The 22,971-nt window shown below is 41.1% G+C and carries 20 protein-coding genes and 1 pseudogene; 16 read left to right on the forward strand and 5 right to left on the reverse strand.

Annotation, left to right across the window (positions count from 1 at the left end; all coding sequences use genetic code 11):
• The first annotated feature begins 19 nt into the window (after window positions 1-19).
• The 3 genes from SporoP17a_RS11260 to SporoP17a_RS11270 all read left to right on the forward strand — a co-directional run bounded on the left by SporoP17a_RS11260 (window position 20) and on the right by SporoP17a_RS11270 (window position 3,165).
• Window positions 20-1,177, forward strand: coding sequence for a M24 family metallopeptidase (locus SporoP17a_RS11260; RefSeq protein ID WP_083034725.1), 1,158 nt, complete (start codon window positions 20-22; stop codon window positions 1,175-1,177).
• 70 nt (window positions 1,178-1,247) lie between these two features.
• The gene (locus SporoP17a_RS11265; protein ID WP_156890561.1) at window positions 1,248-2,462 is read left to right on the forward strand and encodes a diaminopropionate ammonia-lyase; all 1,215 of its coding nucleotides are present in this window, start codon (window positions 1,248-1,250) and stop codon (window positions 2,460-2,462) included.
• Window positions 2,463-2,505: 43 nt separating this feature from the next.
• On the forward strand, window positions 2,506-3,165 hold the full coding sequence (locus SporoP17a_RS11270) for a GntR family transcriptional regulator (protein ID WP_083034726.1): 660 nt from the start codon (window positions 2,506-2,508) through the stop codon (window positions 3,163-3,165).
• A 377-nt stretch (window positions 3,166-3,542) separates the two neighbouring features.
• On the opposite strand, the gene rpoN is transcribed toward SporoP17a_RS11270, so the two are convergent.
• Both rpoN and SporoP17a_RS11280 read right to left on the reverse strand, forming a co-directional pair.
• Window positions 3,543-4,817, reverse strand: a complete 1,275-nt coding sequence (rpoN, locus tag SporoP17a_RS11275) for an RNA polymerase factor sigma-54 (RefSeq protein WP_083036057.1) — start codon at window positions 4,815-4,817, stop codon at window positions 3,543-3,545.
• A 117-nt stretch (window positions 4,818-4,934) separates the two neighbouring features.
• Window positions 4,935-5,360 carry a DUF1284 domain-containing protein gene (locus SporoP17a_RS11280; RefSeq protein WP_083034727.1) on the reverse strand — a complete coding sequence of 142 codons (426 nt, stop codon included), beginning with the start codon at window positions 5,358-5,360 and terminating at the stop codon, window positions 4,935-4,937.
• Window positions 5,361-5,526: 166 nt separating this feature from the next.
• Here SporoP17a_RS11280 and SporoP17a_RS11285 point away from each other — a divergent pair, with 166 nt between their 5' ends.
• The 8 genes from SporoP17a_RS11285 (at window position 5,527) to SporoP17a_RS11315 (ending at window position 13,651) form a co-directional block, all read left to right on the forward strand.
• Entirely contained in the window at window positions 5,527-6,447 is a 921-nt protein-coding gene (locus tag SporoP17a_RS11285; RefSeq protein ID WP_083034728.1) for a DMT family transporter, read from the forward strand.
• 167 nt (window positions 6,448-6,614) lie between these two features.
• Complete coding sequence (locus SporoP17a_RS11290) at window positions 6,615-7,976, forward strand: alkaline phosphatase (protein ID WP_083036060.1); 1,362 nt, start codon at window positions 6,615-6,617, stop codon at window positions 7,974-7,976.
• A gap of 238 nt (window positions 7,977-8,214) precedes the next feature.
• Window positions 8,215-9,021, forward strand: coding sequence for a conserved phage C-terminal domain-containing protein (locus tag SporoP17a_RS11295; RefSeq protein WP_167693417.1), 807 nt, complete (start codon window positions 8,215-8,217; stop codon window positions 9,019-9,021).
• Window positions 9,002-10,282, forward strand: a complete 1,281-nt coding sequence (locus SporoP17a_RS11300) for a replicative DNA helicase (RefSeq protein WP_167693418.1) — start codon at window positions 9,002-9,004, stop codon at window positions 10,280-10,282. The genes SporoP17a_RS11295 and SporoP17a_RS11300 overlap by 20 nt, the downstream gene beginning before the upstream one ends.
• On the forward strand, window positions 10,279-10,749 hold the full coding sequence (locus SporoP17a_RS11305; RefSeq protein WP_083034731.1) for a hypothetical protein: 471 nt from the start codon (window positions 10,279-10,281) through the stop codon (window positions 10,747-10,749). Before SporoP17a_RS11300 ends, SporoP17a_RS11305 begins: the two co-directional genes overlap by 4 nt.
• A complete protein-coding gene (locus tag SporoP17a_RS17165; protein ID WP_257788185.1) occupies window positions 10,746-10,877 on the forward strand; it encodes a hypothetical protein in 132 nt (43 codons plus the stop codon). The genes SporoP17a_RS11305 and SporoP17a_RS17165 overlap by 4 nt, the downstream gene beginning before the upstream one ends.
• A 175-nt stretch (window positions 10,878-11,052) precedes the next feature.
• Window positions 11,053-12,522, forward strand: coding sequence for a methyl-accepting chemotaxis protein (locus SporoP17a_RS11310; RefSeq protein WP_083034732.1), 1,470 nt, complete (start codon window positions 11,053-11,055; stop codon window positions 12,520-12,522).
• 232 nt (window positions 12,523-12,754) lie between these two features.
• Window positions 12,755-13,651: an AEC family transporter gene (locus tag SporoP17a_RS11315; protein WP_083034733.1), complete on the forward strand. Its 897-nt coding sequence runs from the start codon at window positions 12,755-12,757 to the stop codon at window positions 13,649-13,651.
• A gap of 95 nt (window positions 13,652-13,746) precedes the next feature.
• On the opposite strand, the gene SporoP17a_RS11320 is transcribed toward SporoP17a_RS11315, so the two are convergent.
• Entirely contained in the window at window positions 13,747-15,006 is a 1,260-nt protein-coding gene (locus tag SporoP17a_RS11320) for an ATP-binding protein (RefSeq protein ID WP_208859797.1), read from the reverse strand.
• A gap of 350 nt (window positions 15,007-15,356) precedes the next feature.
• The gene (locus SporoP17a_RS11325) at window positions 15,357-16,661 is read right to left on the reverse strand and encodes an ATP-binding protein (RefSeq protein WP_083034735.1); all 1,305 of its coding nucleotides are present in this window, start codon (window positions 16,659-16,661) and stop codon (window positions 15,357-15,359) included.
• 349 nt (window positions 16,662-17,010) lie between these two features.
• On the opposite strand from SporoP17a_RS11325, the gene sda reads away from it, so the two are divergent.
• Window positions 17,011-17,130 carry a sporulation histidine kinase inhibitor Sda gene (sda, locus tag SporoP17a_RS11330; protein ID WP_083034736.1) on the forward strand — a complete coding sequence of 40 codons (120 nt, stop codon included), beginning with the start codon at window positions 17,011-17,013 and terminating at the stop codon, window positions 17,128-17,130.
• 195 nt (window positions 17,131-17,325) lie between these two features.
• On the forward strand, window positions 17,326-18,264 hold the full coding sequence (locus SporoP17a_RS11335; RefSeq protein WP_167693419.1) for a magnesium transporter CorA family protein: 939 nt from the start codon (window positions 17,326-17,328) through the stop codon (window positions 18,262-18,264).
• A gap of 135 nt (window positions 18,265-18,399) precedes the next feature.
• Here the strand turns inward: SporoP17a_RS11335 and SporoP17a_RS11340 are convergent, their stop codons facing one another.
• Window positions 18,400-19,476, reverse strand: coding sequence for a tartrate dehydrogenase (locus tag SporoP17a_RS11340; protein WP_083034738.1), 1,077 nt, complete (start codon window positions 19,474-19,476; stop codon window positions 18,400-18,402).
• A 598-nt stretch (window positions 19,477-20,074) separates the two neighbouring features.
• Here SporoP17a_RS11340 and SporoP17a_RS17325 point away from each other — a divergent pair.
• From SporoP17a_RS17325 to istB, 3 genes and pseudogenes are all read left to right on the forward strand, one after another.
• Window positions 20,075-20,155, forward strand: a pseudogene (locus tag SporoP17a_RS17325) (IS66 family transposase); the annotation flags it as partial.
• Between the two features lie 419 nt (window positions 20,156-20,574).
• Window positions 20,575-22,029, forward strand: coding sequence for an IS21 family transposase (gene istA, locus SporoP17a_RS11345; protein ID WP_083033520.1), 1,455 nt, complete (start codon window positions 20,575-20,577; stop codon window positions 22,027-22,029).
• Window positions 22,026-22,751: an IS21-like element helper ATPase IstB gene (gene istB / locus SporoP17a_RS11350; protein WP_083033518.1), complete on the forward strand. Its 726-nt coding sequence runs from the start codon at window positions 22,026-22,028 to the stop codon at window positions 22,749-22,751. The genes istA and istB overlap by 4 nt, the downstream gene beginning before the upstream one ends.
• Window positions 22,752-22,971: the final 220 nt, after the last annotated feature.

The raw sequence follows: 22,971 nt of genomic DNA on the forward strand, positions 1-22,971 counted from the left end.
TTTTTTGGGAGGCCATCACATGTCATACATTACATTTACAGAAGAAGATATAAATACAAGAGTGGTGGATTGTCAAAGGAAAATGGGAGAACAAGGCTTTGATGCACTTCTTGTCTCTGCCGAAAGCAACCTAACCTACTACTGTAACTTCCATACACATGCACCGTGGACTACATTTACTAGATCGTCGTTTTTGTTTATTCCACGTACAGGTAAGCCGTTGTTATATGTCCATGTGTTTCAAGTGCCTGATGCGCAGCAAATTACTAAAGGTTGTGATGTCAGAGGTTATGAAAGTTTAACAGGACCTACAGCCTTACAGCTAAAAGAGTTAATGGAAGAGTTAGGTATAGCAAATGGTTCGATTGGGATGGAAAAGGGCAACGAACAAGTAATCGGATTCCAGTTGAATTTATATGAGGAACTGAAGAGCGAGCTTCCGAACGTTCAATTCAAAGATGCTTCTTCCTTAATTTGGAGCCAAAGACTGATTAAATCGTCCAAGGAGATTGCGTGCATTCGAAAAGCGTGTGAAGCGACAAGTTATGCTCATGATAAAGTGTTTGCGAATATTAAAGAAGGAATGACGGAGCGCGAAATCTCAAGACTCGTACAAGCGTACATGCTAGAAGGTGGAGCTGACTCACCTGGATTTGTCATCTTGACGTCAGGTGTAGAAAATTACGATAGAATCAGTAAGACAGCTACTGACCGAATACTGGTCGACGGTGACTATATATTTTTAGACGTGGGTGCAAGATACAATGGCTATTGGTCCGATTTTTGCCGTACAGGTGTAATTGGAGCTGCTAGTGAGGAAAGACAGGCCTACCAACAAAAAATACATGAAGTGACATTACGTGCGTCTGAAGTGATGCGACCAGGAGTTCCGGTAGCGGAAGTAGCAAGAGCATGTGCTAGAGAGATGGAGCGTGTGGGGATTGACGCGAACTTCGAGTGCGGTAGATTTGGACATGGCATGGGATTGATGAGTACGGAACCTCCGTCCATTACAATCTATGATGATACGGTATTGGAAGAGGGAATGATTATAAATCTGGAGCCGGGATTAGTTAACGAATTAGGAATTTTCAATCTAGAAGAAAACTTCGTTATTACAAAAGACGGTTCCGATATTCTTTCTGGAGGAAGCAGAGAACTTCATTCCACTATATAAAATAAACATCACATCAATAGGCTACTATATTACGCAATTTTACTAACTATCTATAAGGGAGATATAAACAATGACTATTATTGAACTCAAAGACTGTAAGATGATTAATGGAACAGGTGACGGCAGCAACCAAAATGATTTTCTGACGGTGCAAACTGCGGAAGAGGTCAGCAGGTTTTTCCGTACGGTGGAAGAATATCTACCTTCCTCTTTAGTATCACTGGATAATTTGGCAGAACGTCTTGGAATCAAAAAAGTATATGTTAAAGACGAGTCGAATCGAATGGGACTGAACGCGTTTAAAGTGATTGGTGGATTATATGGCATCTCAAAGATTCTATGCGATGAATTAAAAGTTGATCTCAATGAAATAGACTTTGACTATCTGCTATCAAGTGATGTACATGAAAAAATTAAAGACTTTGTTTTTATTTCGGCTACAGATGGTAATCACGGAAAAGGTATTGCATGGATGGCGAAGAAATTAGGGTGCAAATGCGTAATCTATATGCCGAAAAATACAGTAGCGTCACGTGTAGAAGCTATTGAATCACTCGGTGGAACTGTTCACGTTACAGACGTGAATTACGATGACACTTTACGGCAAGTGGAGAAAATATCCAATGAGAATAATTGGTATCACGTGCAAGACCAAGCGTGGGATGACTACATCGAAATTCCAAATTGGATCTCAGAAGGATACATGCTAATTGCACATGAAGCAAGAGAGCAGATGCTTGAAGACGGTACTACCGCTCCGACGCACATCATGACACAAGCAGGAGCGGGGTCCTTCGCCTTTGGTATTGCAGGCTACTTCACCGATGCGTATAAAGAAAACAAGCCACATATGACGATCTTAGAGCCTGAAAATGCGGCATGTTATTTTGAATCTGTACGTAAAGGCAGTTATACTACAGTAAGCGGGGATCTCGAAACCATTATGGCGGGATTATCAGTAGGAGAGCCGAATACAGAGGCGTGGAAAACGTTGCAATCTGTTACAGATGCTTACATCACGTTACCGGATTATGTATCGGCTAGAGGGATGCGCGTACTATCAAGTCCACTTGGTGATGATCAAAGAATTATATCTGGAGAGTCAGGTGCAGCCAATGCTGTCGGATTATTGTCCCTGTTGAATTGTGCGGATGGTAAAAAGATGAGAGACGCACTGCAGTTGAATGAAGAATCTGTTGTCCTAGTTTTTAATACGGAAGGGAACACGGATCCAGAAGGTTTTGAAAATATCATCTGGGGTGGTCATTACCCTACACCTAGCTGACCATAAGGGTATAATGGATCCTAGCAGGGAGGAATGACACGATATGGATAGTAATGTAAGGATAAAACGAATATTCATGAGGGATGAGGCGTATGAGATTCTTCAGAATTGGATTATTATAGGCAAACTTGCTCCTGGAGCTATATTGAGGGATCAAGAGTTGTCCGACTTACTGGGGATTAGTCGGACGCCTATACGCGAGGCACTTCTAAGATTGGAACGAGACGGGCTAGTCGTGACGAAGGCCAACCGATCCACTTCGGTTTCGCAAGTGGATTACCAAGAGGCTGCGAATGTTTATCCAATCGTTGCTACATTGGAACGCCTTGCGGCTGAACAAGCATTTCAACAAATTTCAAGTGAAGTCATTCAGGAAATGGAAGAACTGAATAACCACTTTATAGACAAGTTGCAGTCAGATGATAAAGTAGCGGCATTCCAAATTGATAATGAATTCCATCAGAAACTTGTCAGCATGTCCAATAATCCAGAGTTAATCAACTTATTAATCAACTTGAAAATCAAAGTGCAACGTTTAGAAGTTCACTATTTTGGCCAGGTATCTAATGGCGAGAAATCTATTGATGAACATAAAGCAATAATCGAAGCACTAAAAAACAAAGATCTAAAGAAAATCCTAGATGCAATCGAAGCTAACTGGAAAAATAGCCTAGCAAGAATCATTGAAGTTAACACAGTTTAACGATTTAAATCTGTTTAAAAGTAGCTGAAACTTATTAACGCATAGTTTAAACAGAGAAGCCGCCTAACTAGCCTATAAAGGACTAGTCGGGCGGCTTTTTACTGACAGCAAACCCTGAAAAACACAGGCGGATTTACGATAAACAACATATAACCTATCAAATAAATATTGAGAATTTCAAATGAATACACATAGCACGAACAAGGCGCTCCATATTATAGGGATAGAAGAAGGTGCGTTGAAATGGAACGCGGAAAGATCCCTTCATTGGCGTATCCCAAAAACGTTGCGAGAGAAGCTGATCCTAAAATGGGATAGGATCCTTGCACGTAATAAAGCAGATGCCTAGGAAATAACATGCACATAGAATGCACAGTCTACAAAATCGACTTCCGTTTACTAGACGACAGAATGTGAAGTTCATCCCGATACTTACTGACCGTCCTACGCGATATAGTGATCCCCTGTTCTTTCAAAAGCAAATCCACAATCTTTTGGTCGGATAAGGGCTTCCGTTTATCCTCTTTTGCAATCAGTGACTGGATCGATGTTTTCACAGCGGATTGGGACACACTGTCGCCATCTTGTGCGGCTAGCTTAGATGTGAATAAAGAGCGCATGTCAAACGTGCCGGCAGGGGTTTGGATCACTTTATTGGAAACGGTACGGCTAATGGTCGACTCGTGCATTTCGATACGATCAGCCACTTCTTTCATCGTCATCGGCTGCAAAGCTTTCTTTCCTTGGCGAAAAAATGCATCCTGCTGTTCGAGAAGGTCCGTCACAATACGAATAATCGTATTACGTCGCTGTTCAATACTCGTTAGTAACCATTGCGCTTGTTTATGATAGTCGCGTAAATAGGAAGATAGCTCGGATGTCCCTTTGAGAGAAGATGTATACTCTTCGCGCAGTCCAACTTTCGGAAGATCCCGGTCGTTCAAATGAAACGATAACTTCCCGTGCTTTTCCTCTACAATGACGTCAGGCATCATGAATTCCGTTTCACTGTCACCGAGCTCTGGACAAGGTCTAGGGTGCAGCGTCAACAGGAATTCATGCAGTTCGTTTACGTGTGCCAGTGTAATATTCATTCCTTTCGCAATCTGTTGCCATTTACGTTCGGCGACATAAGGCAAATACTCCGATATGAACGTTTCCATTAATTCGGGGCATTCTCCGCAACTTCTCACTTGTAGCAGCAAGCACTCCTGCACTGTCCGAGAACCTATGCCCGGCGGACCGATTCGCTGCAATAATTCAATACCTGCGTCTACATTTTCTATAGTGTGCGCATCCACACATAAATAGCCGTTATCATCCAAACTATGAATCAACGTCTTTAGTAATTGCTTCGTCTTAGGGTCCTTGAAATCGACTTCGACTTGTCGAAGCATTTGGTCACGCGTACTAATTTCTTGCTGCTTCACCCATTCCGTTGAATTCGTGTCCTGACTTGAATAGTTTCGGGACTGCCGTTCTTGGAATGAATCCGTTCTTTCCGCTTCCTGTAGCTCAATTATAGGATTCTCTAACTCTTGTTCTCGCATATATAGTTCTAAGTCATACGTCGATAATTGAAGTAGCTCAATCGCTTGACGGAGTTCAGTCGTCATGCGTAAACTGAGTTCCTGTTTTTGCTGGAGAGACATATTCACCGGAGACTCCTCCTTCACATAAAGTACATGATGAAAGTGTATGAATGCGCTTTCACTTCTATGTACTTATCATACCACGCTCTTTCGACTCGAACTATGGTTCGGAGGAGTTTATTTTTCCTGAAGAACTTTCCGCAATCCTCTTGATTCCACCACGTCGTCGACCCCTTCCTGGCAAAACCCATACGATCGCCACGAACATGTCTCACACACTACAACAATATCATCCGGCACGACATGTAGTCGAATCCTTCTCTCGACCTCACGCCAAGGGAGTACATCACTGACTTTCAATCCGAGCTTACGTAAAATGACCATATCACGTACGTAAATCCCATCATCCTGACAATGATACGGCTGGCCTTCGGGAAACTTTGCGCATAAATAATCGGGTCCGTTCATGATCTGAATCAACGTGTCCGGCCGCTCCCGCAATACGTCATGGATCTGCGTCATATTTTTCGTGTACTCTTCTGAATAGCCCATCCCTCGGTACCCTAGCAAACAAAAGATATGGTGCCCGCGTAGTTTGATCATAGAACCCCACCTTTTCTACAGAATAGATTAGTTAACCAATTTTATTCATTAGTATACACATAACAGGGGGCGGGAGGGAAGTGCGAATAGCGTGTCATTGACTTTATGGGTATACCTTCTATAATTAGCCAATACGGAAATATTCTGAAATGAGGGCTAATGAACTATGAAAGATTTAAAAGTAATTATCACATTGGTACTCGTCATGTTCACATGGGGAATTAACGTTTCTGCCCTCAAATATCTTGTGACGTATTTTGATCCCATTACGATGACGTCGATGCGCATTATGTCCGCTGCTATTTTAGTGTTTGTGATCTTATTTTTCTTGAAGAAAATCCGTTTGCCTAGAAATAAGGAGTGGATATATATCGTCGGGGGCGCCGCGACCAATGTCGTGATGCATCATTACTTTCTGGCGGAAGGACTATCGAGAACGAGTGCTGCTAACGGAGGGCTCATTTTAGGACTTGGACCATTATTGACTGCCACGTTAGCTGTGTTCATTTTAAAAGAAAAAATCACAGGCGTACGTGCTTTGGGCTTTCTGTTCGGGGGGATAGGGGTCAGTATCGTCGTGCTTGGCGGCAGTGGAACTTTAGGCAAGACTTCATTCGGAGACGTGGAAATCTTCTTGTCGATCTTGTCGCAAGCCATTAGTTTTATGTTGATCAAAAAAGCTTCTAAAACAATGGATGCGCGGTTACTGACAGGCTATATGATGTTAGTCGGTTCCGTCATTTTAGTCATCGTCGCACTGATAAAGGAACCAGGCGGCTTTGCGGAATTCAGTAAAGGGACATCTACTGTCTGGGGCGTATTTATATTCTCGGCCTTGATTGCGACTGCTGTGGGTCACATGGCGTATAACTCGGCTATTCAAACAATCGGTGCCGCACGCGCTTCGATCTTTTTGAATTTCAATACATTTTTTGCACTGATCGGCGCGAGTATATTTTTAGGGGAATCCATTTATCCTGCTCATTTTATCGGTTTGATATTTATTGTGGCCGGCGTCATCTTAGGCTCGGGGTCTTTGGAGATGTTGATTAGGAGTCGGAATAAACCGGTACCGCCTGTTGGGTAGGTAGTAGATGGTGAAGTGATAATAATAATCCACTAGTTATACGATGAAACACTATATATAAACTCTTTCCTTACAAAACATTTACACAGCCTTCTCCGTGTATTAATAATCTTCCAGTAGAGTAGAAGTTGATTACAAATACAGGAGGTTGTTTATTGTTGAAGAAGATGAGAAAGACCATCGTACCCGTATTAGCGCTATCCGCTGCCTTAATTGGTGGAGCTATCTGGACTAGTAATTATTCAGCGAGTTCAGCTGACGAAGTGGAACAGGAAGACGCACCGGAGATCAAGAACGTCATATTCTTGATTGGGGATGGTATGGGAAGTTCCTATACATCCGCTTATCGTTACTTCAAAGATGATCCGACTACCCCTGAGATAGAGTTAACAGCGTTCGATCAACATCTAGTGGGTCAACAAATGACGTACCCTGATGATGACGAGGAATCGATTACAGATTCAGCGTCCGCCGCAACAGCCATGTCGTCAGGTATCAAAACATACAATAACGCAATTGCGGTGGATAAACAGAAAGAGCGTGTGCAAACTGTCCTCGAAGCGGCAAAGGAGGCAGGGAAATCGACTGGGCTCGTCGCGACTTCTGAAATCACACATGCCACTCCTGCAGCATACGGTGCCCATAACGAAAGTAGAAAGAATATGGATGAGATCGCCGATGATTATTACAATGAACGCATCAACGGCGAGCATACAATCGATGTCCTTCTAGGCGGTGGAAAAAAACACTTCGTCAGAGAAGACTTGAGCCATGCGCATTCATTCGAACTAGATGGATATGGATATGTCACGACAAAAGAAGAGTTATTGGAGAATAAGAACGATCAAATACTCGGATTGTTCGCGGATGGCGGCATGGACAAAATGATCGATCGTCAGGCAGAAACACCTTCGCTAGAAGATATGACAGAAGCGGCGATTGAGCGATTGAAGAAAAACGAAGAAGGATTTTTCCTCATGGTGGAAGGCAGCCAAGTCGACTGGGCGGGCCATGATAATGATATTGTCGGTGCGATGAGTGAAATGGAAGACTTCGAAAGAGCATTCAAAGCAGCCATCGAATTTGCGGAACAAGATGAGCACACATTAGTGGTGGCTACTGCGGACCATTCAACTGGAGGATTTTCCATAGGAGCGGATGGCGTATATGATTGGTCGGTGGATGCGATCAAAGCAGTGAAGCGCACACCCGCATTCATTTCGCAACAAATTGCAAACGGTAACGATGTAGAAGAGACATTAGAACGCTACATCGATCAAGAAAGTTTACCGTTAGAAAAGAAGGAAATAGAAGCAGTCCAAGCGGCAGGTACAGAGGCAAGTGATATTGAAACGGCTATCAAACAGATCATCGACACACGCTCCTATACGGGTTGGACAACCGGTGGACATACAGGTGAAGATGTACCCGTTTATGCATTTGGACCATCCAAAGAGCGCTTTACAGGATTGTTAGATAATACAGATCATGCGAATATTCTATTTGAAATGATTGCGGGTAAGAAGTAAGTCTTACCATCGGTGCCGTGAAGAAACATGTATGAAAAGTACAATCATTGTTCCGTTGTAAAAAAGTCACTACGTAAAGAAGTTACAGCTCAAAATACGAGCCGTAACTTCTTTTTTTGTACGCTAATTTAAACAAATAAAAAATAAATTTTAAAAAATAGTATCCTTTTTGAATAATTCTTCTATATGACTAATGAAAGAACAAATCATCAACCAACTAAACAGGAGGCGCAAAATAATGAAACAAAATAACCAACAGATCAAAATCCCATTTTCACCACAGTTTGCTGCCATAGTAGGTACAAACGAAGCACTGTTTCTACAGCAATTGCATTACCGATTGCAAATATCTAAAAACATCAAAGGAGGCCATCGATGGGTGTATAACACGTACGAAGAGTGGACGCATGAATTTCCATGTTGGACCATTCATCTAGTCAAAAGGCTAGTGAAAAAATTAGAGAAAGACCAACTGCTTATTACGTCCGCATACAATAAAATGCCAATGGATCGCACAAAATGGTATCGGATTGATTATGAAAAGCTGTCACAGACGTGCGGCGAATTTGTACCTTTCGAGCAGACAGAAACGGTTGATACAGTCGAACAAAAACGTCTGTCTGAGGAGAACATAATGCTCCCAGCAATAACCAAAGAACTTAAACAGACTACAAAGAACAAAAGATATAGCGAGAAAGATCTCGCCATTATTTCTTCTGTCATTGAGTATTTAAACCAAAAAGCGTCCAAGCGATTCAAGCATAACGCGAACACGACGATGGACCTTCTCCATGAACGGATCGAAGAAGGGTACACATTGAACGATTTCAAACTAGTAATCGATACGAAAGCAGCGCAATGGCTCCATCATCCACAATTTCGTCACTACTTACAACCATCGACATTGTTTAAAGCAGAGAAATTCGAAAACTATTTGAATGAAGCCCCAGCTGAAATATCCCGATCCACGGTATTGAAAGCTTATGTAACACCCACATTAGATTTTGAAAAAGGAGAGAATGCATATGAGTTACGAACTTGCTGAACAAAGTTTACTAGGTGCGATGTTAGAAGAAAATTATTTGATTCTCGATAGCCACATGCAAGCGCCATTTTTCCAAGGCCGTGTCCATCAAACGATTTACACGGTCATGCGGGAATTAGCGCAAGAAGGGAAACCGGTAGACTATATTACCGTGCTGACGAGGAGAGAACCGAGTGAACTAGGCGGGGCCAATTACGTCTACGGACTCAAACGATTTGCGAATGTCGTACGTTTTGATGAATATGAAGAAATGATCATCGACCGATGGAAAAAGCAAGAAACGGCACGGGTATTGCAGCAAGCAATCGAGCATGATTGGAGCACGGAAGACATCGTGCATGCCTTAGAAGAATTGGAGGATCTAAATAGCGGTAGAGAGGCGACTCTACTAAATGACTATCTACTCACGCAATATGAAAGACCGTTCAGGCCGGATCTAACAGAGCCTGGCATCTCGACAGGACTTAGCGACTTGGACAAACTCCTGAACGGCTTCCAAGACAGTGAGTACATCGTTGTCGCGGCTCGGCCATCCATGGGAAAGACGGACGTGCTCAATCACTTCGCACTGCAAGCTAGCAAGGATGGACATATACCGATCGTTTTTTCGCTTGAAATGAATCGTAAAACGATGATCGACCGGATGATCGCTTCGACAGGCGAATACAATCGCTTACGAATGCGCGATCCGTATGAGTATTTCACTGAACCACAAAAAGAACGGTGGACACCCACACTGAACTATTTGGACAACGGAGGCATTCACATTCACGACCATTGCAGTCTATCCGTCAGAGAAATCAAAGCAAAAGCTCGATATATCATCAAAACGAATCCGACAAAACGACCGATCCTATTTATCGACTATTTACAAATCATCCGTCCTGAAGGCAAAGTCATCAATCAAACCGTAGCCATCGGACAAATCAGCAATGAATTAAAAGCGATGGCAAAAGAATTCGACTGCCCCATCGTCGTCTTATCGCAGCTATCCAGAGCGTCTGAAACACGGCACGACAAACATCCCGTCATGAGCGACTTGCGCGACTCAGGAAATATAGAACAAGACGCCGACGTCATCGCGCTTCTCCATCGTGAAGATTATTACGACAGAGAGAATGAACCGACGAATATAATGGAAATCGAAATTGCCAAACACCGCAATGGACCGACCGGCACGGTCACGACCATCTACAGCAAAGAAACCGGCAAGATCTATGATTTCGATAAAGACATCTACAAAAGGGGAGAAACCAAATGATCACCGTTCAAGACATGTTCGACTACGCGTTAGAAATGGACTTATCACACTTGGCCCACAGCATTCATTGGGCCTTACTGAAAGACCACGTTACATTCGATGACGACAGTAAAAAACTACAAACCATCGAATTTGACGAAGTGGAAATTAAGCGAATGATGGAGAATAACGACTTGAATATCGGCAAAGTAAAATTATTTGTTATGGACGAGCCCGATCATTGGTACGCCTTTTATCTGGCAGAGCATTCACTCGATGCCTATCGACTACATGAAAAATTATTCCGGGGACCTCAACGCAACATCACGCGAGCCGATCGACTGATGATCCACTACATGACGTTTGCGGAAACCGGCGCTGAAGAATGCCTGTATGAGCATAAGAAAGAGATCATTGCGTACCCAGCGTATGTGGGCCACGCAAAAGCAGGTGAGCGTGTGTTGTATCGGGTGGAGGTGGGGGCATGACAGAGGAACAACGCGGTGTGCTGATCTTGGTCATTTGCTTGCGCTCGAATTATTCGATGCATTATGTAGAGAAAATGGGGGATGACGAGTTGGAGGCAATGTACGAAAGATGTATAGGTGGGTGGTGAATGAAATCCACGACATCTTGGGAACGATTAAATTCCTACTAACTCCTCTACTAAAATACTATATAAATATAATTGAATAAAATTACCTATATATTTAGAAAATTCAACATGATACCTTATACATAAGGGTATTCCATAACCCTCCTAGGCCATTGCCACCAAAGGAGAATGAAAGATGAAAATAGAAGAACTAAAACACACCGATTGGATGAACAAAAACAAAATTATGGCGCTCAGTTTTGGGCTGGCTGCGGGACTTGGGCTCCTGGCTCAAATCATTCTTCAGTCATCCGCCGTTATTATTACTTCCGTCGCTATTCCGTTCGTCGTGGCCATCTTAGTTTACTTATTTATGAATTCGTCTACTTTCATCGCGAAACAATTTCCGTATATTTTAGTCTTTTTAACGTTCGGCATTTCGATGAGCTTGATTTTCTTCTCGAATGCTAACTTAGGGACGATTGGCGTAATTTATCTGGTTTTAGTGTTAGGTGCGGTTCATGGGAAAATGCGTATTATTGGATTTGCTTATGCACTGAGTGTATTTGCACTGCTCCTGAACAATACATATTTCGTATCGCCGGAGGTCGTAAGTGGAAGCGGTTCCAATTTACTGCTTCTTCACTTTCTTACAGCCCTTTGTTTGTTTTTATTGGTCAGACAGAATGATCGGGTCTTTCAACATGTAGAAGAGCTTCTGGCCCTGACGTCGCAAAAAGCCGAAGAAGAACAAGTGCTGTTTAAGGAGTTGGATACGGCCGTGACGAAAATCACGTCTAATCTAGCGTTTATTCAAACGAATGCGACAAGGTCCACTACTTCTCAGCGTGAAATGCTAGAGGCGGTCAATGAAGTGAGTTCAGGCAGCCAACACCAGGCCGACCATATTGCGGAGATTGCAGAAAATGCAGAACAGACACATGAAGCGATTCAAGAGATTGCGGCAGGGCTTGGTGAATTAGGGGACAGAACAAACGACGCGGGGAGTAAGGCGGAGACAGGCACTGCACAAATGACTCGATTGAAGGAGAGTCTCGATACATTCGCCGAATTCTTTACTGATTTGAATGATACATTCGGTGTTCTGTCTAGTAAAATTAACGAGACGAATGCATTTGCTAGTTCGATTAAACAAATTACGGAGCAAACGAATTTATTGGCGTTAAATGCGTCGATTGAAGCCGCGCGTGCAGGCGAACACGGTAAAGGTTTTGCGGTCGTGGCGGATGAAATTCGTAAACTGGCTAGATTGACGGATGAGACACTTCAGAAAATCGACACGAATTTAGTGGAGTTAAATAGTACGAATACGGTTGCGGTCGGAAAATTAGAAGAAGGCTTGAAGCAGTTGACGATGCAAAATCATGTGGCGGATGAATCCAGCGCATCCTTTGGCATATTGCATGAAGTCATGTCTGCATTGCAACATGAGTTAGCTACATTTATCCGTGAATTTGAAATCATGACAGGGCGCACACTGACAATTCGCGAACGCACAGTAGAATTTGCCGCCGTAGTGCAGCAAAGTACAGCGGCAGTAGAAGAATTAAATGCCACACTGACGGAATTGGCAGGGGAGCAAGAAGGAATTGCGAAATATATCAGTGAAACACATGATGAAGCTATTGCCATTCGTAGAACGTAAAGTACTAAATACTTTATCATTTACAAATTAGCCTTATATCTGTACGCAAAAGAAGTTACCCATACAAGAGTGGTACCTTCTTTTATCTGCAGTTTTACACATTCAATTACAATAAAAATCCCATATACAGAGACAATTTACAAGATTACGATTAGTATTGTATCTGTAGGTTTGCTTTGTAGTTCATCAAAGCGACGTACATGGAAATGATAGTATCGTTAGAGGTGTATAAATGGGGTTATTTTTCACGGTTATTTTACCGATTATTTCAGTATTCATAGTGGGATTCATTTTACAAAGAGTGAAGCAATTAAATATAAAATCGATATCGTCTCTTTCGATTTATATATTATCGCCTGCCCTTGTCTTTACTTCATTATATAAGGCGGACTTTAATGCAAGTTATATGACAATCCTGATTTACATGTTTGCTCTTTTTTATGCAATGGTCTTACTCAACAAGATCATTGCGAAAATCTTTAAATGGGATAAAAAAATAGAAAGTGCCTCCATACTAGCCACAGGTTTCATGAACTCGGGAAACTACGGTTTGCCGGTCGTGTTATTTAGTTTAGGAGAAAAAGCGCTACCTTATGCCATCTTCATCATGGTCATACAATCTCTGCAAAACAACTTCTTCGGTGTCTACTATGCGTCACGCAGTACGAGTGGCATCGGTCGATCTATAAAGATGGTATTTAAAATGCCGACGACCTACGCGGCTATTTTCGCGTTCGCTTTCCAGTACTTCCACATCACTGTACCGGAGTCGATCATGTCAACGACGTCCATGGTCGGGGATGCCGCGATCCCTGTCATGATGATCATGCTAGGGATGCAACTAGGATCCGTCATTCGGAAGAAACCCAATTGGCAAGTAGTCATCTCTGGCGTAGTGCTGAAAATGGTCATAGCCCCTATATTGGCGTTTGTTTTCGTGCTATTCGTAGGAATGGATCCTCTAGTAGGGACAGTACTCATCATCATTTCAGCAATGCCTACAGCGGCCACGACGACTATGTATGCGATTGAATTTGATACCGAGCCTGAGCTTGTGTCGATGATTACGTTGATTTCTACGCTACTAAGTGTGATTTCGTTAAGTATTTTATTGAATGTCCTTATTTGAATGAATTAGCTGTAGACAGATTCAGAAAATCACAAAATAAAAAGAAGTTGGAGCCCGAAATAATGGCTTCAGCTTCTTTTTCATTGCGATCCTCGTTAGGATTTTGGCAAACTAACTGTAAAGGTCGTCCCTTTACCAATCTCAGTGTGTAATCCGAAGTTTCCATTATGATCTCGAATGATTTTTTCACAGATCAACAACCCTAACCCTATTCCATCCACTTTTGATGAAATGAAGGGGTCGCCTATTTGACGTAGAATTTCATCGGGAATCCCTGGACCCGTATCGGACACATCAATAGTAATGTGATCATGATCGTCTTTCACATGAAGCGTGATGGTACCGGTTTTCATCGCTTCGATTGCATTTTCGATGAGATTAATGAATACATGTCTTATTTTCAGTTCACTGCCGAACATCGTCAACTCGTGGTTATCGGAATGTACATGGATCTCAATGGCATTCATGTCCATCCTGGATTCCATCTGAACCTTAATAATTTCGATTAACTCCGAAATATGGATCACCTTTTGATTGACCACATGTGTTTCGGCTAAGGATAAAAATTTAGAAGCGATTTGTTCTATTTCTTTTATTCCGGATTGGATCCCGTCAAGTTGTATTTGATTTGCTTCACTACGATTGCAATCTGTCAAACCTAATAATTGTAATCGACCTTGCACAACAGTAAGAGAGCTACGAAGTTCATGAGCAATGATGGTAGCCAATTTTCCGGTGATGTCCAATTTATCCCTACGAGTATCATGGTTTCGTAATTCATTTTCAAATTGGAGTTGTTTTGCGATCCCTGTAAAATGAGCAGGTTCCTTTTTATATAAATGTGAAGGCGAGAAATCCGTATCCGTCATATGGTATTCATGGGTTTGCAGAAGTTCAATCAAGAGTGTACCAGATACAGATAAACCATCATAAGCACACACATTGGTGAATTTTCTCGTGATATTCGCTACTTTAGAGAAAAAATCATCAAAACTTTGTTCATGTAAGGCAATAGAGGGGATTAACGTCTTTTTACTTTGAGAACGCCACGTCACTAATCCCCACCCGCGAAGCATGTTACCTTCTTTCATATGAGGATCAAAGAAGTCATGTAAATCTTTTAAAACCGCCTCCGCATTAAAATTTTCGTACGTGTCATTTGCTATGTCCGTATCCACAAAATAGATATGACCCAATTGCTCCTCTGAATATCCTGCGTTTCTAAGATTTTCTTTAACAGAAGCGTAATTCATTGATCGATCCAGGTACAGAATGATGTGCTGTTTATCCAGACCTTCAGCTATATAGGAAGTAGCATGTTCTAAATACTTGTGATAATCTGCGTACGTGTACACAATATTGCCAGCTAGTAAGGATTCAATGTCCTGAGTAGGCTTCATCTTTTTATTGTTGTCGATTGAATGTGTGATGGTAAAAACCCCCCTAACTATACCGAGTAATTATTCATATTATAACAGTTTAATTTCTATAAGTTAGATTGAATAGTAAAAAATAATACAGTTAGTATATTTTGTGAAACTGCTTGGAAAGGGGGCATTCTAATGAAGCCAAAATGATTAGAAGCAACAGATCACAGGCGCACGCAGCCAAGAAACGATTGCGAATAAGAGGAAAAACTGCATGTACGATCTATCAACTGAAATCATCTAAAACTTTCAGCGATGTGGGCTGGTCACAATTTCAGTTATAGTTTTGGCAATCTTACTGTAAAGGTCGTCCCTTTACCAATCAACGTATGGAGTAATAAGCTTCCGTTATGCTCTTTAACGATTTTTTCACTGATCAACAATCCTAACCCAGTACCATCTTCTTTTGAAGACATAAAAGGATCGCCTATTTGACGTAAGATGTCATCAGGTATGCCCGGACCGTTGTCGGAAACTTCAATGATCACGTGATCCTGTTCGTCTTTCACTTCAAGTGTGATCGTTCCGGTTTCCATAGCTTCAATAGCATTCTTGACTATGTTAATAAATACTTGCTTTATTTTCAGTTCATCGCCGAAAATCATCATCTCGTAATTATCCGAATGGACATGCATGTCAATGTGTTTCATGTCTGTAGTTGCTTTCATCTGCATGGTAACCTGTTCAACTAACTCTGAGATATTGAGTATTTTTTGATTTTCTACATGTGATTCCGCTAGAGATAAAAACTGAGAGGCGGTTTGTTCTATTTCTTGTAATCCTTTTTTGAGGCTGTCGAGATGTGCTTGACTTGCCTCGCTATAGCCACCACTAGTGAGATCAAACAATTGTAAACGGCCTTGCACGACAGTAAGAGAGCTACGAAGTTCATGCGCAATAATCGATGCCAATTTGCCGGTCATATCTAATTTGTCTCTACGCGTATCATGGCTGCGTAATTCTTTTTCAAACTGTAGCTGTTCAGATAATCCTGTAAAACGCACGGATTCTTTTTTATATACATGTGAAGGCGAGAAATTCGTATCTGTCATATGGTATTCATGGGTTCGCAGGAGTTCAGTTAGAAGTGAACCCGTCAAAGATACACTATCATAAGCGCATACTTGAATGTAATTCGCTGTGATATTCGCAACTTTAGAGAAAAGGTCATCAAAATTTTTTTCATGTATAACGATAGAAGGAGTTAACGTTTTAATATTTTGAGGTCGCCAAGTCATCAAGCCCCATCCGCGAATCGTACTCCCTTCCTTGGTATGGAAATTAATGGTTTCACTTGCAACCTTTACAATAGTCTCGGCATTGAAATCTTCATGTGTGTTATAGGCTACTTTGGTATCGATAAAATGAATATGATCTATTTGATTTTTCGAAAAGCCCATATTTCTAAGATTTTCTTTAATGATGGTAAAATTTTCTAGTCGATCCACATACAGCACGACATGATTTTCATCCAGTCCTTCAGCTACATAGGAAGTAGTGTGTTCTATATATTTGTCGATGTCGGTGTATGTATACACCACATGGCCGACGGGTGAAGACTCAATGCCCTTCGTAATCCTCATTTTCAAAACCCCTCCGAATTGTAGGAATAATAAATTATATTATAGCATTTTATATGCTGTAAAGGAGGCAGAATGTTACCACCTTTAGTACATTTACTGCATTTTACAAGAACACCTATAGAAGACACAGTCTATGGAATAAGTTGATTTGGAATTCCAGCCAGAAGCGTTCTGTGTGAGGCACCCAAAACTGCAAATCTCCACTCTGCATGCCACTTGTTCATTGCATTACAAGCAGTAAAAAAAATATGCATACTTTTTTTAAAAAATGTTTTAAATGCTTTACTAAAGGGTAGAGTTAGCAAATAACCATACAAATACAATCCAACTAGAAGAAAGCGGGTGCTCTATGAGAAACTTAACTAACAAAGCATTGCTCGAAGTGTATGAACGAACAGAGGAAATAGAATTAGATCAAGCATTTATTGAACTACTTGAAGAAGAAATTAGGCGCCGTGGCATTTTATAGATGCTAGGGCGTTTTTTTGTTCTCTATTATATACAGCTTACTGAACGGGGAATTCTATAGATAAACAATAGGAAATGCATTGCTAGAACATGCCCTCGTTATTTTGACTACATAATGCAAAGAGCTACGACATCCGTTCTCAAATGTTTAATTTGCTTCTCGAAAAGGAAGGTTAGACAGAAAGGGGGGAGTCCGATGGTGGAGCCTATACTTGCGTATGAAAATTGGTCATGGGTCCGTATTGACGCAACCACTCAACAGAAGATGAACGAGTTCCCGGATATTCCATTAGCCGGCAAACGCTGGGCCATGTCGTTAGCTGAACATCAAAGCAGTAACCTGGAAATGGATGCGAGTGAAGATGGAAAGGAATCGATGTGGGGTTCCTTTGTCTATTCACAGAACGTTAACGTGCGCAGCGAAAAGATCATCCTTCATTATTATCTCACAAAAGATTTCCTTCTGACATACGGTATGGATCCAGCATTTTTTACAGGCGCTTTTGAACAACAAGTACTGAAATACATGGACAAAGCAGAGAATGCCATCGAGGGATTCATGGCGCTGGTCGGAGAAATCATCAGCGTATTCCTGCAAAAAATCGAACGCTTTGAAGACCGAATGCATGATTTACTGTGGAGCGTCAAAGCAGAGAATGATGAACCAGTCTTTGAACAAATCATGGATAATCGGTATGAAGTGCTAGTGTGGAAAAACCTCATCATACCGTTCGTGGAAATCCAGGAAGCGATAGTGGAAGCATTCGGAGACGACGTATTGGAAGGGTATTTCTACAAGCGGACCTGTCGGCGTATCCGACGATGCCACCAGACGATCCACGAATACAACGAAGAAATAGGACAGCTGATCGATCTCGAATCCATCATCTCCTCCCATCGAGGCAACGAAATCGTCAAAACGCTGACTGTCATCACCATGCTCTTCACGCCAGTAGCCGCTTGGGGTGCCTTATGGGGAATGAACTTCAAATTCATGCCCGAGCTCGATTGGAAATATGGCTATTTGGGAGCGATCCTCGTCATCGCTCTTTCTACGTGGAGTTTATATTACTACTTAAAAAAGAAAAACTGGATCGGTAGCGTATTGAAAAGCTCGAAGGATAAGAATTTCTAGTGTGGAGGATCACCGGATACCTCTTCCAAGTAACCAAGTGGAAGTCAGCCAATCCCAAAAGGAAAAGTGCTATCCTAGAACGGAATAGCACTTTTACACATTTGATAGGCAAGTACATCAAATACTTACATTAGGTCACAACACATACTTCGATTCAATCAATTCCACAATCGCATCCCCAACCTCAATAGTAGAAGCACTACCACCCAAGTCTGGAGTCAACGCAGACTTCGATACCAATAACTCTTCAATCGAATCCAGCAACAACTTCCCGAGATCCTCAAATCCAAAGAAATCAAACATTTGACTAGCCGACCAAATCGCAGCTAACGGATTCGCAATATGCTGACCCGCTATATCAGGAGCAGATCCGTGAATCGGTTCGAACATAGAAGGGTAGGTCTTTTCAGGATTAATATTCGCCCCGGCAGCCAGTCCCATCCCACCAGCGAGTGCGGCCCCTAGATCTGTCAAAATATCGCCAAACAAATTGGACGTCACCACCACTTCGAACCGTGCGGGATCTTTAATCATCAACATCGCAGCCGCATCGACCAAATAACTTGCCGTCTCCACATGTGGATACTCTTGACTCACTTCTTCAAACACTTGATCCCAGAAGACCATCGAATAATTCAATGCATTCGCCTTACTAATACTAGTCAACGTCTTCCCAAGAGCCGAAGCCGTCTCAAATGCATAACGAATAATCCGCTCCGTTCCTTTACGAGAGAACACTCCCGTCTGCAACACCACTTCTTCGGGCTTATCCTTAAACAACCAATCGCCAGCCCCTGCGTACTCACCTTCACTGTTTTCCCGAATAAACAGCATATCAATCGTTTCCTTCGTACCGTTTTCAATAGGGCAAGGCGCACCGTTTAACAACTGAATAGGGCGGATATTCACGTATTGATCGAACTGCTTTCGAATGATTAATAGTAGATCCCATAATGAAATATGGTCGGGTACGCCAGGGAATCCAACCGCGCCTAAATAGATTGCGTCAAATTTGGAGAGTTGCTCCATCCCGTCATCTGCCATCATCTGGCCATGCTCGAGGTAATACTCGCAGCCCCATGGGAAGTGAGTGAATTCGAAGGAGAGTCTTCCGTCTAGATCGGCTACACGTTTCATTACTTTGATGCCTTCGTTTATTACTTCTGGGCCGATTCCGTCTCCGGAGATTACGGCTATTTTGTAGGGATTCATGTGGTCACTCTTTTCTATGCATTAATCAGTGTATGTTATTAGATTATCATTTTAAAAGAGTAATGTATCTACAATCAGAAAAACTAGGTGGTAAGAAATTGAATTAGAGTTCTAATGTTAAAAAAACTACATATGATCAAGAGATTAAGCTGTTTGAATTAACCTAATACTTTTACAGTACGTAGGTATAGATATTATTTTTGGATTAAATTTAAAATCCTTATAAGAAAGTATTAAAGCAAGAGTGGTATCTGCTATGACGATTTTAAATTCAATAGAGTTGTTTATTACATAAAGTTGGTCATCCTAAAGTAAAGTGATTATTAACATGACTAAGTAATAAATGACTAAGTTAATAGTATATTTAGGAAATACACATGTGAAAATCGGTGATTCTTTACTGACTCAATTTCATGTAGGTTAAATTCCTTGCTAAAGATTAAGCGATTAGAAGAATATATTCAAAGCAATTAAAAGATAAAACGCCTGAGAAACGACTTGAAATAAGGAACAATGTCAGTCAGCATGTGCTGAAAGCTTTTTGGTATGGCTCGAAGAACAACGGGATATAGTTGCTCCATAAACCGCAACTGAGTCTGCCATCTCCTATACGCTAAAACAATGGCCTAAATTGACGACGTTCGTGAAAGATGGCCGTATTGAGATCAACAATAATTGAGCAGAACGGTCAAAAAAGACTATTGTAATTGGTAAAAAGAACTGGCTGTACGCAGTCTCCACAAGTGATGCTACCTCAAGTACAATAGCCTACAGTCTCATAGAGACAGCAAAAGAGAATGGTATGAATACCTTCTTCTACCTACCGTTCAATTTCGAAGAACTCTATCTACATAAACTTGAAAAAGCCGAGGCATTTGAAGACTTAATGACTTGATCGAAGACCTTGCCAAAGAATCTTATATTCAGTCAAAGAAATAGAAAATGTCTCGAAGTGTGTAGTGCAAGATAGAAGTACAGAGTTTTGAAAGGAATAAGTACATAACGCTGCAATTGTAAAATAATAATAAAAGGCTTGCCAGCCTTCCAAAATTTCTCTACTGTATTGGTGTCGAATCAAATCAGTGGAGGTTGAGAGGAATGCTGGCAATGCCTGAAATCAATTGTATCAAATTAATGAGGAATCAGAAATCATTATCTATAAATCACATAGCAAAAACGTTACATCTTAATTGGAGAACTGTTAAAAAGTATGCGGATGAAGACCAACTGCCTCAAGAGAAAGTGTTGAAAAGATCCGGTATGATGTACGAAGAAAAATGGGGAGAAATTGTTAGTGATTGGCTTTGGGAAGATCAAAAGCTAAAGAGAAAGAAACGGAGAACAAACCAAGGGATCTTTACTGGGCTACAAGCTCTAGGATTCAAAGGTTCCTATCGGACCGTATCGTACTTTATTAAAGAGTGGCGAGAAAGTAGAGAAAATATTGAAGATGAAACTACAGATAAAAACTATGAGCGTCTTATACATCCGCCTGCAGAAGCGCAGTTAGATTTCGGGTTAATGGAAGCTGTACAAGATGGTAAGTATCGTGATATTCACTGTTTAATTATGACCCTACCGTTCAGTAATGATGCCTATTCAATTCCGTTGCCATCAGAAAATCAAGAATGTCTTCTCTATGGACTCAAGAAAATATTTCAGCAGCTAGGTGGCGTACCAAGAAAAATCCGAATCGACAACATGGTAACCGCTGTCACTAAACCAAGAAATAAACACGAAGAAACTGTGTTTGCAAATGAATTCTTACAGTTTGCGAATCATTACGGATTCGAACCTCAAGCCTGTAATCCGTATTCAGGACACGAGAAAGGAAATGTAGAAAATAAAGTTGGCTATGTTCGATATAACTTCATCACGCCCGCACCAGTTATAGAGAACTTGGAACATCTGACGAACTTATTGCAGCAAAAGCATACAAAAGATCGAGAACGAATTCATTATGAGAAGAAAATCTCGATACAAAAACTTTTGGAGGAAGAATTTGAATATTTATTGGCTCTACCAGATGAAGAATTCCCCGTGTTTAAAGAGAGTAAGGTTCAGTCTAATAAGTATGGTGAAATCACTTTAGATAAAGTGAGAGTCTATATTCCAAGAGGAAATAACTATCCATCCTTATCTATTGTGAAATATTGGAACCGATTCAAAGTACTATCTCCTCACGGAGAGATTCTATATGAAGACAACCGTCCTTATATGCATAAGAATCGTGAGATTCCCTGGCAATCAATCTTAAAATCTTGGTTAAGTAAACCGCGTGCAGTAAGCTATTCACGGTTCTCTCCGTATCTTCCAGGTCGTATTTATGAATACATCAATATCTCAAATCTGACGATTCGTAAAGAACGTTTACATTGGTTAATAGCGCTATTAGCAACTCATAATATGAACCAAATCAATGATGAATTCTACGACCTCTTGAGTGGCCAATCTGAAGTCTTAAAAGAACCTGAAGAGCATCCTTATGATGTTAATTGGAGTATGTATGATCAGTTACAAAGTACGTCACAGATTGAAGGTGAAACTCGATGACTTCTAATCTGAAAAGTATTTGTAAAACATTACGCTTGGCTTATGTGAATGAGATTTACGAAGATATCCCTTTCGAGAATCCTACTCAATTTTTAGATGAGTTGTTTCAAAAGGAACTTCAATTCCGAGAGGAAGCAAAATCAGAACGTTTAATAAAGAAAGCTAAATTTACTCAGAAGAAGTCACTTTCTTCATTTCAATGGAATGAACAAATTCATTTTCCAGCACACATTGATAGTGAGGAACTATGTAAGGTAGACTTTATCGGTCGTAGAGAGAACTTGATATTAACTGGAGCACCAGGTACAGGGAAAACACATCTCGCAACTGGCATAGGTTATGAGGCTTGTAAGCGTGGATTAGAAGTACGCTTTTACAGAGTTTCTGATCTCGCTGAATCATTGGAAAAAGCATGGCGCGACGGCAAATTAGCGCAGTTTAGAGGTCGATTCAAAAGTGTGGATTTAATTATTTTAGATGAGATGGGATACGTACCCTTCAACAAAGAAGGAGCTGAGCTCCTTTTCCAACTTATTTCAGATTGGTACGAACAGAAAAGCTTGATTATCACGTCAAACCTGGAGTTTAGTCAATGGAATCGTGTATTTAGTGATTCTAGACTAACTGCCGCATTAGTAGATCGTGTGATCCATCATGCTCACATTTTGAATTTTACTGGAGATAGTTTCAGAGTTACAAACGCTTTATCGCGACAAAGATAAAAACTAAATTGAAGGCTGGCAAGCTTGTGTATTTTTCATTGCAAACTTATGCACTTTCTTCTTGCAAAACACATCGAAGAATCGATTATAGGATTTTTTGAGGCATTTTCATTTATAAGAAACAATGTGTTCATTATTTGACGCTTACGATCATAAGATTCTTCGAGGCATTTATATTTATAAGTAACAATGCGTTCATTGTTTGACGTTTACCTTAATA

Source organism: Sporosarcina ureae (genome assembly GCF_002082015.1).
Lineage (GTDB): Bacteria > Bacillota > Bacilli > Bacillales_A > Planococcaceae > Sporosarcina > Sporosarcina ureae_A.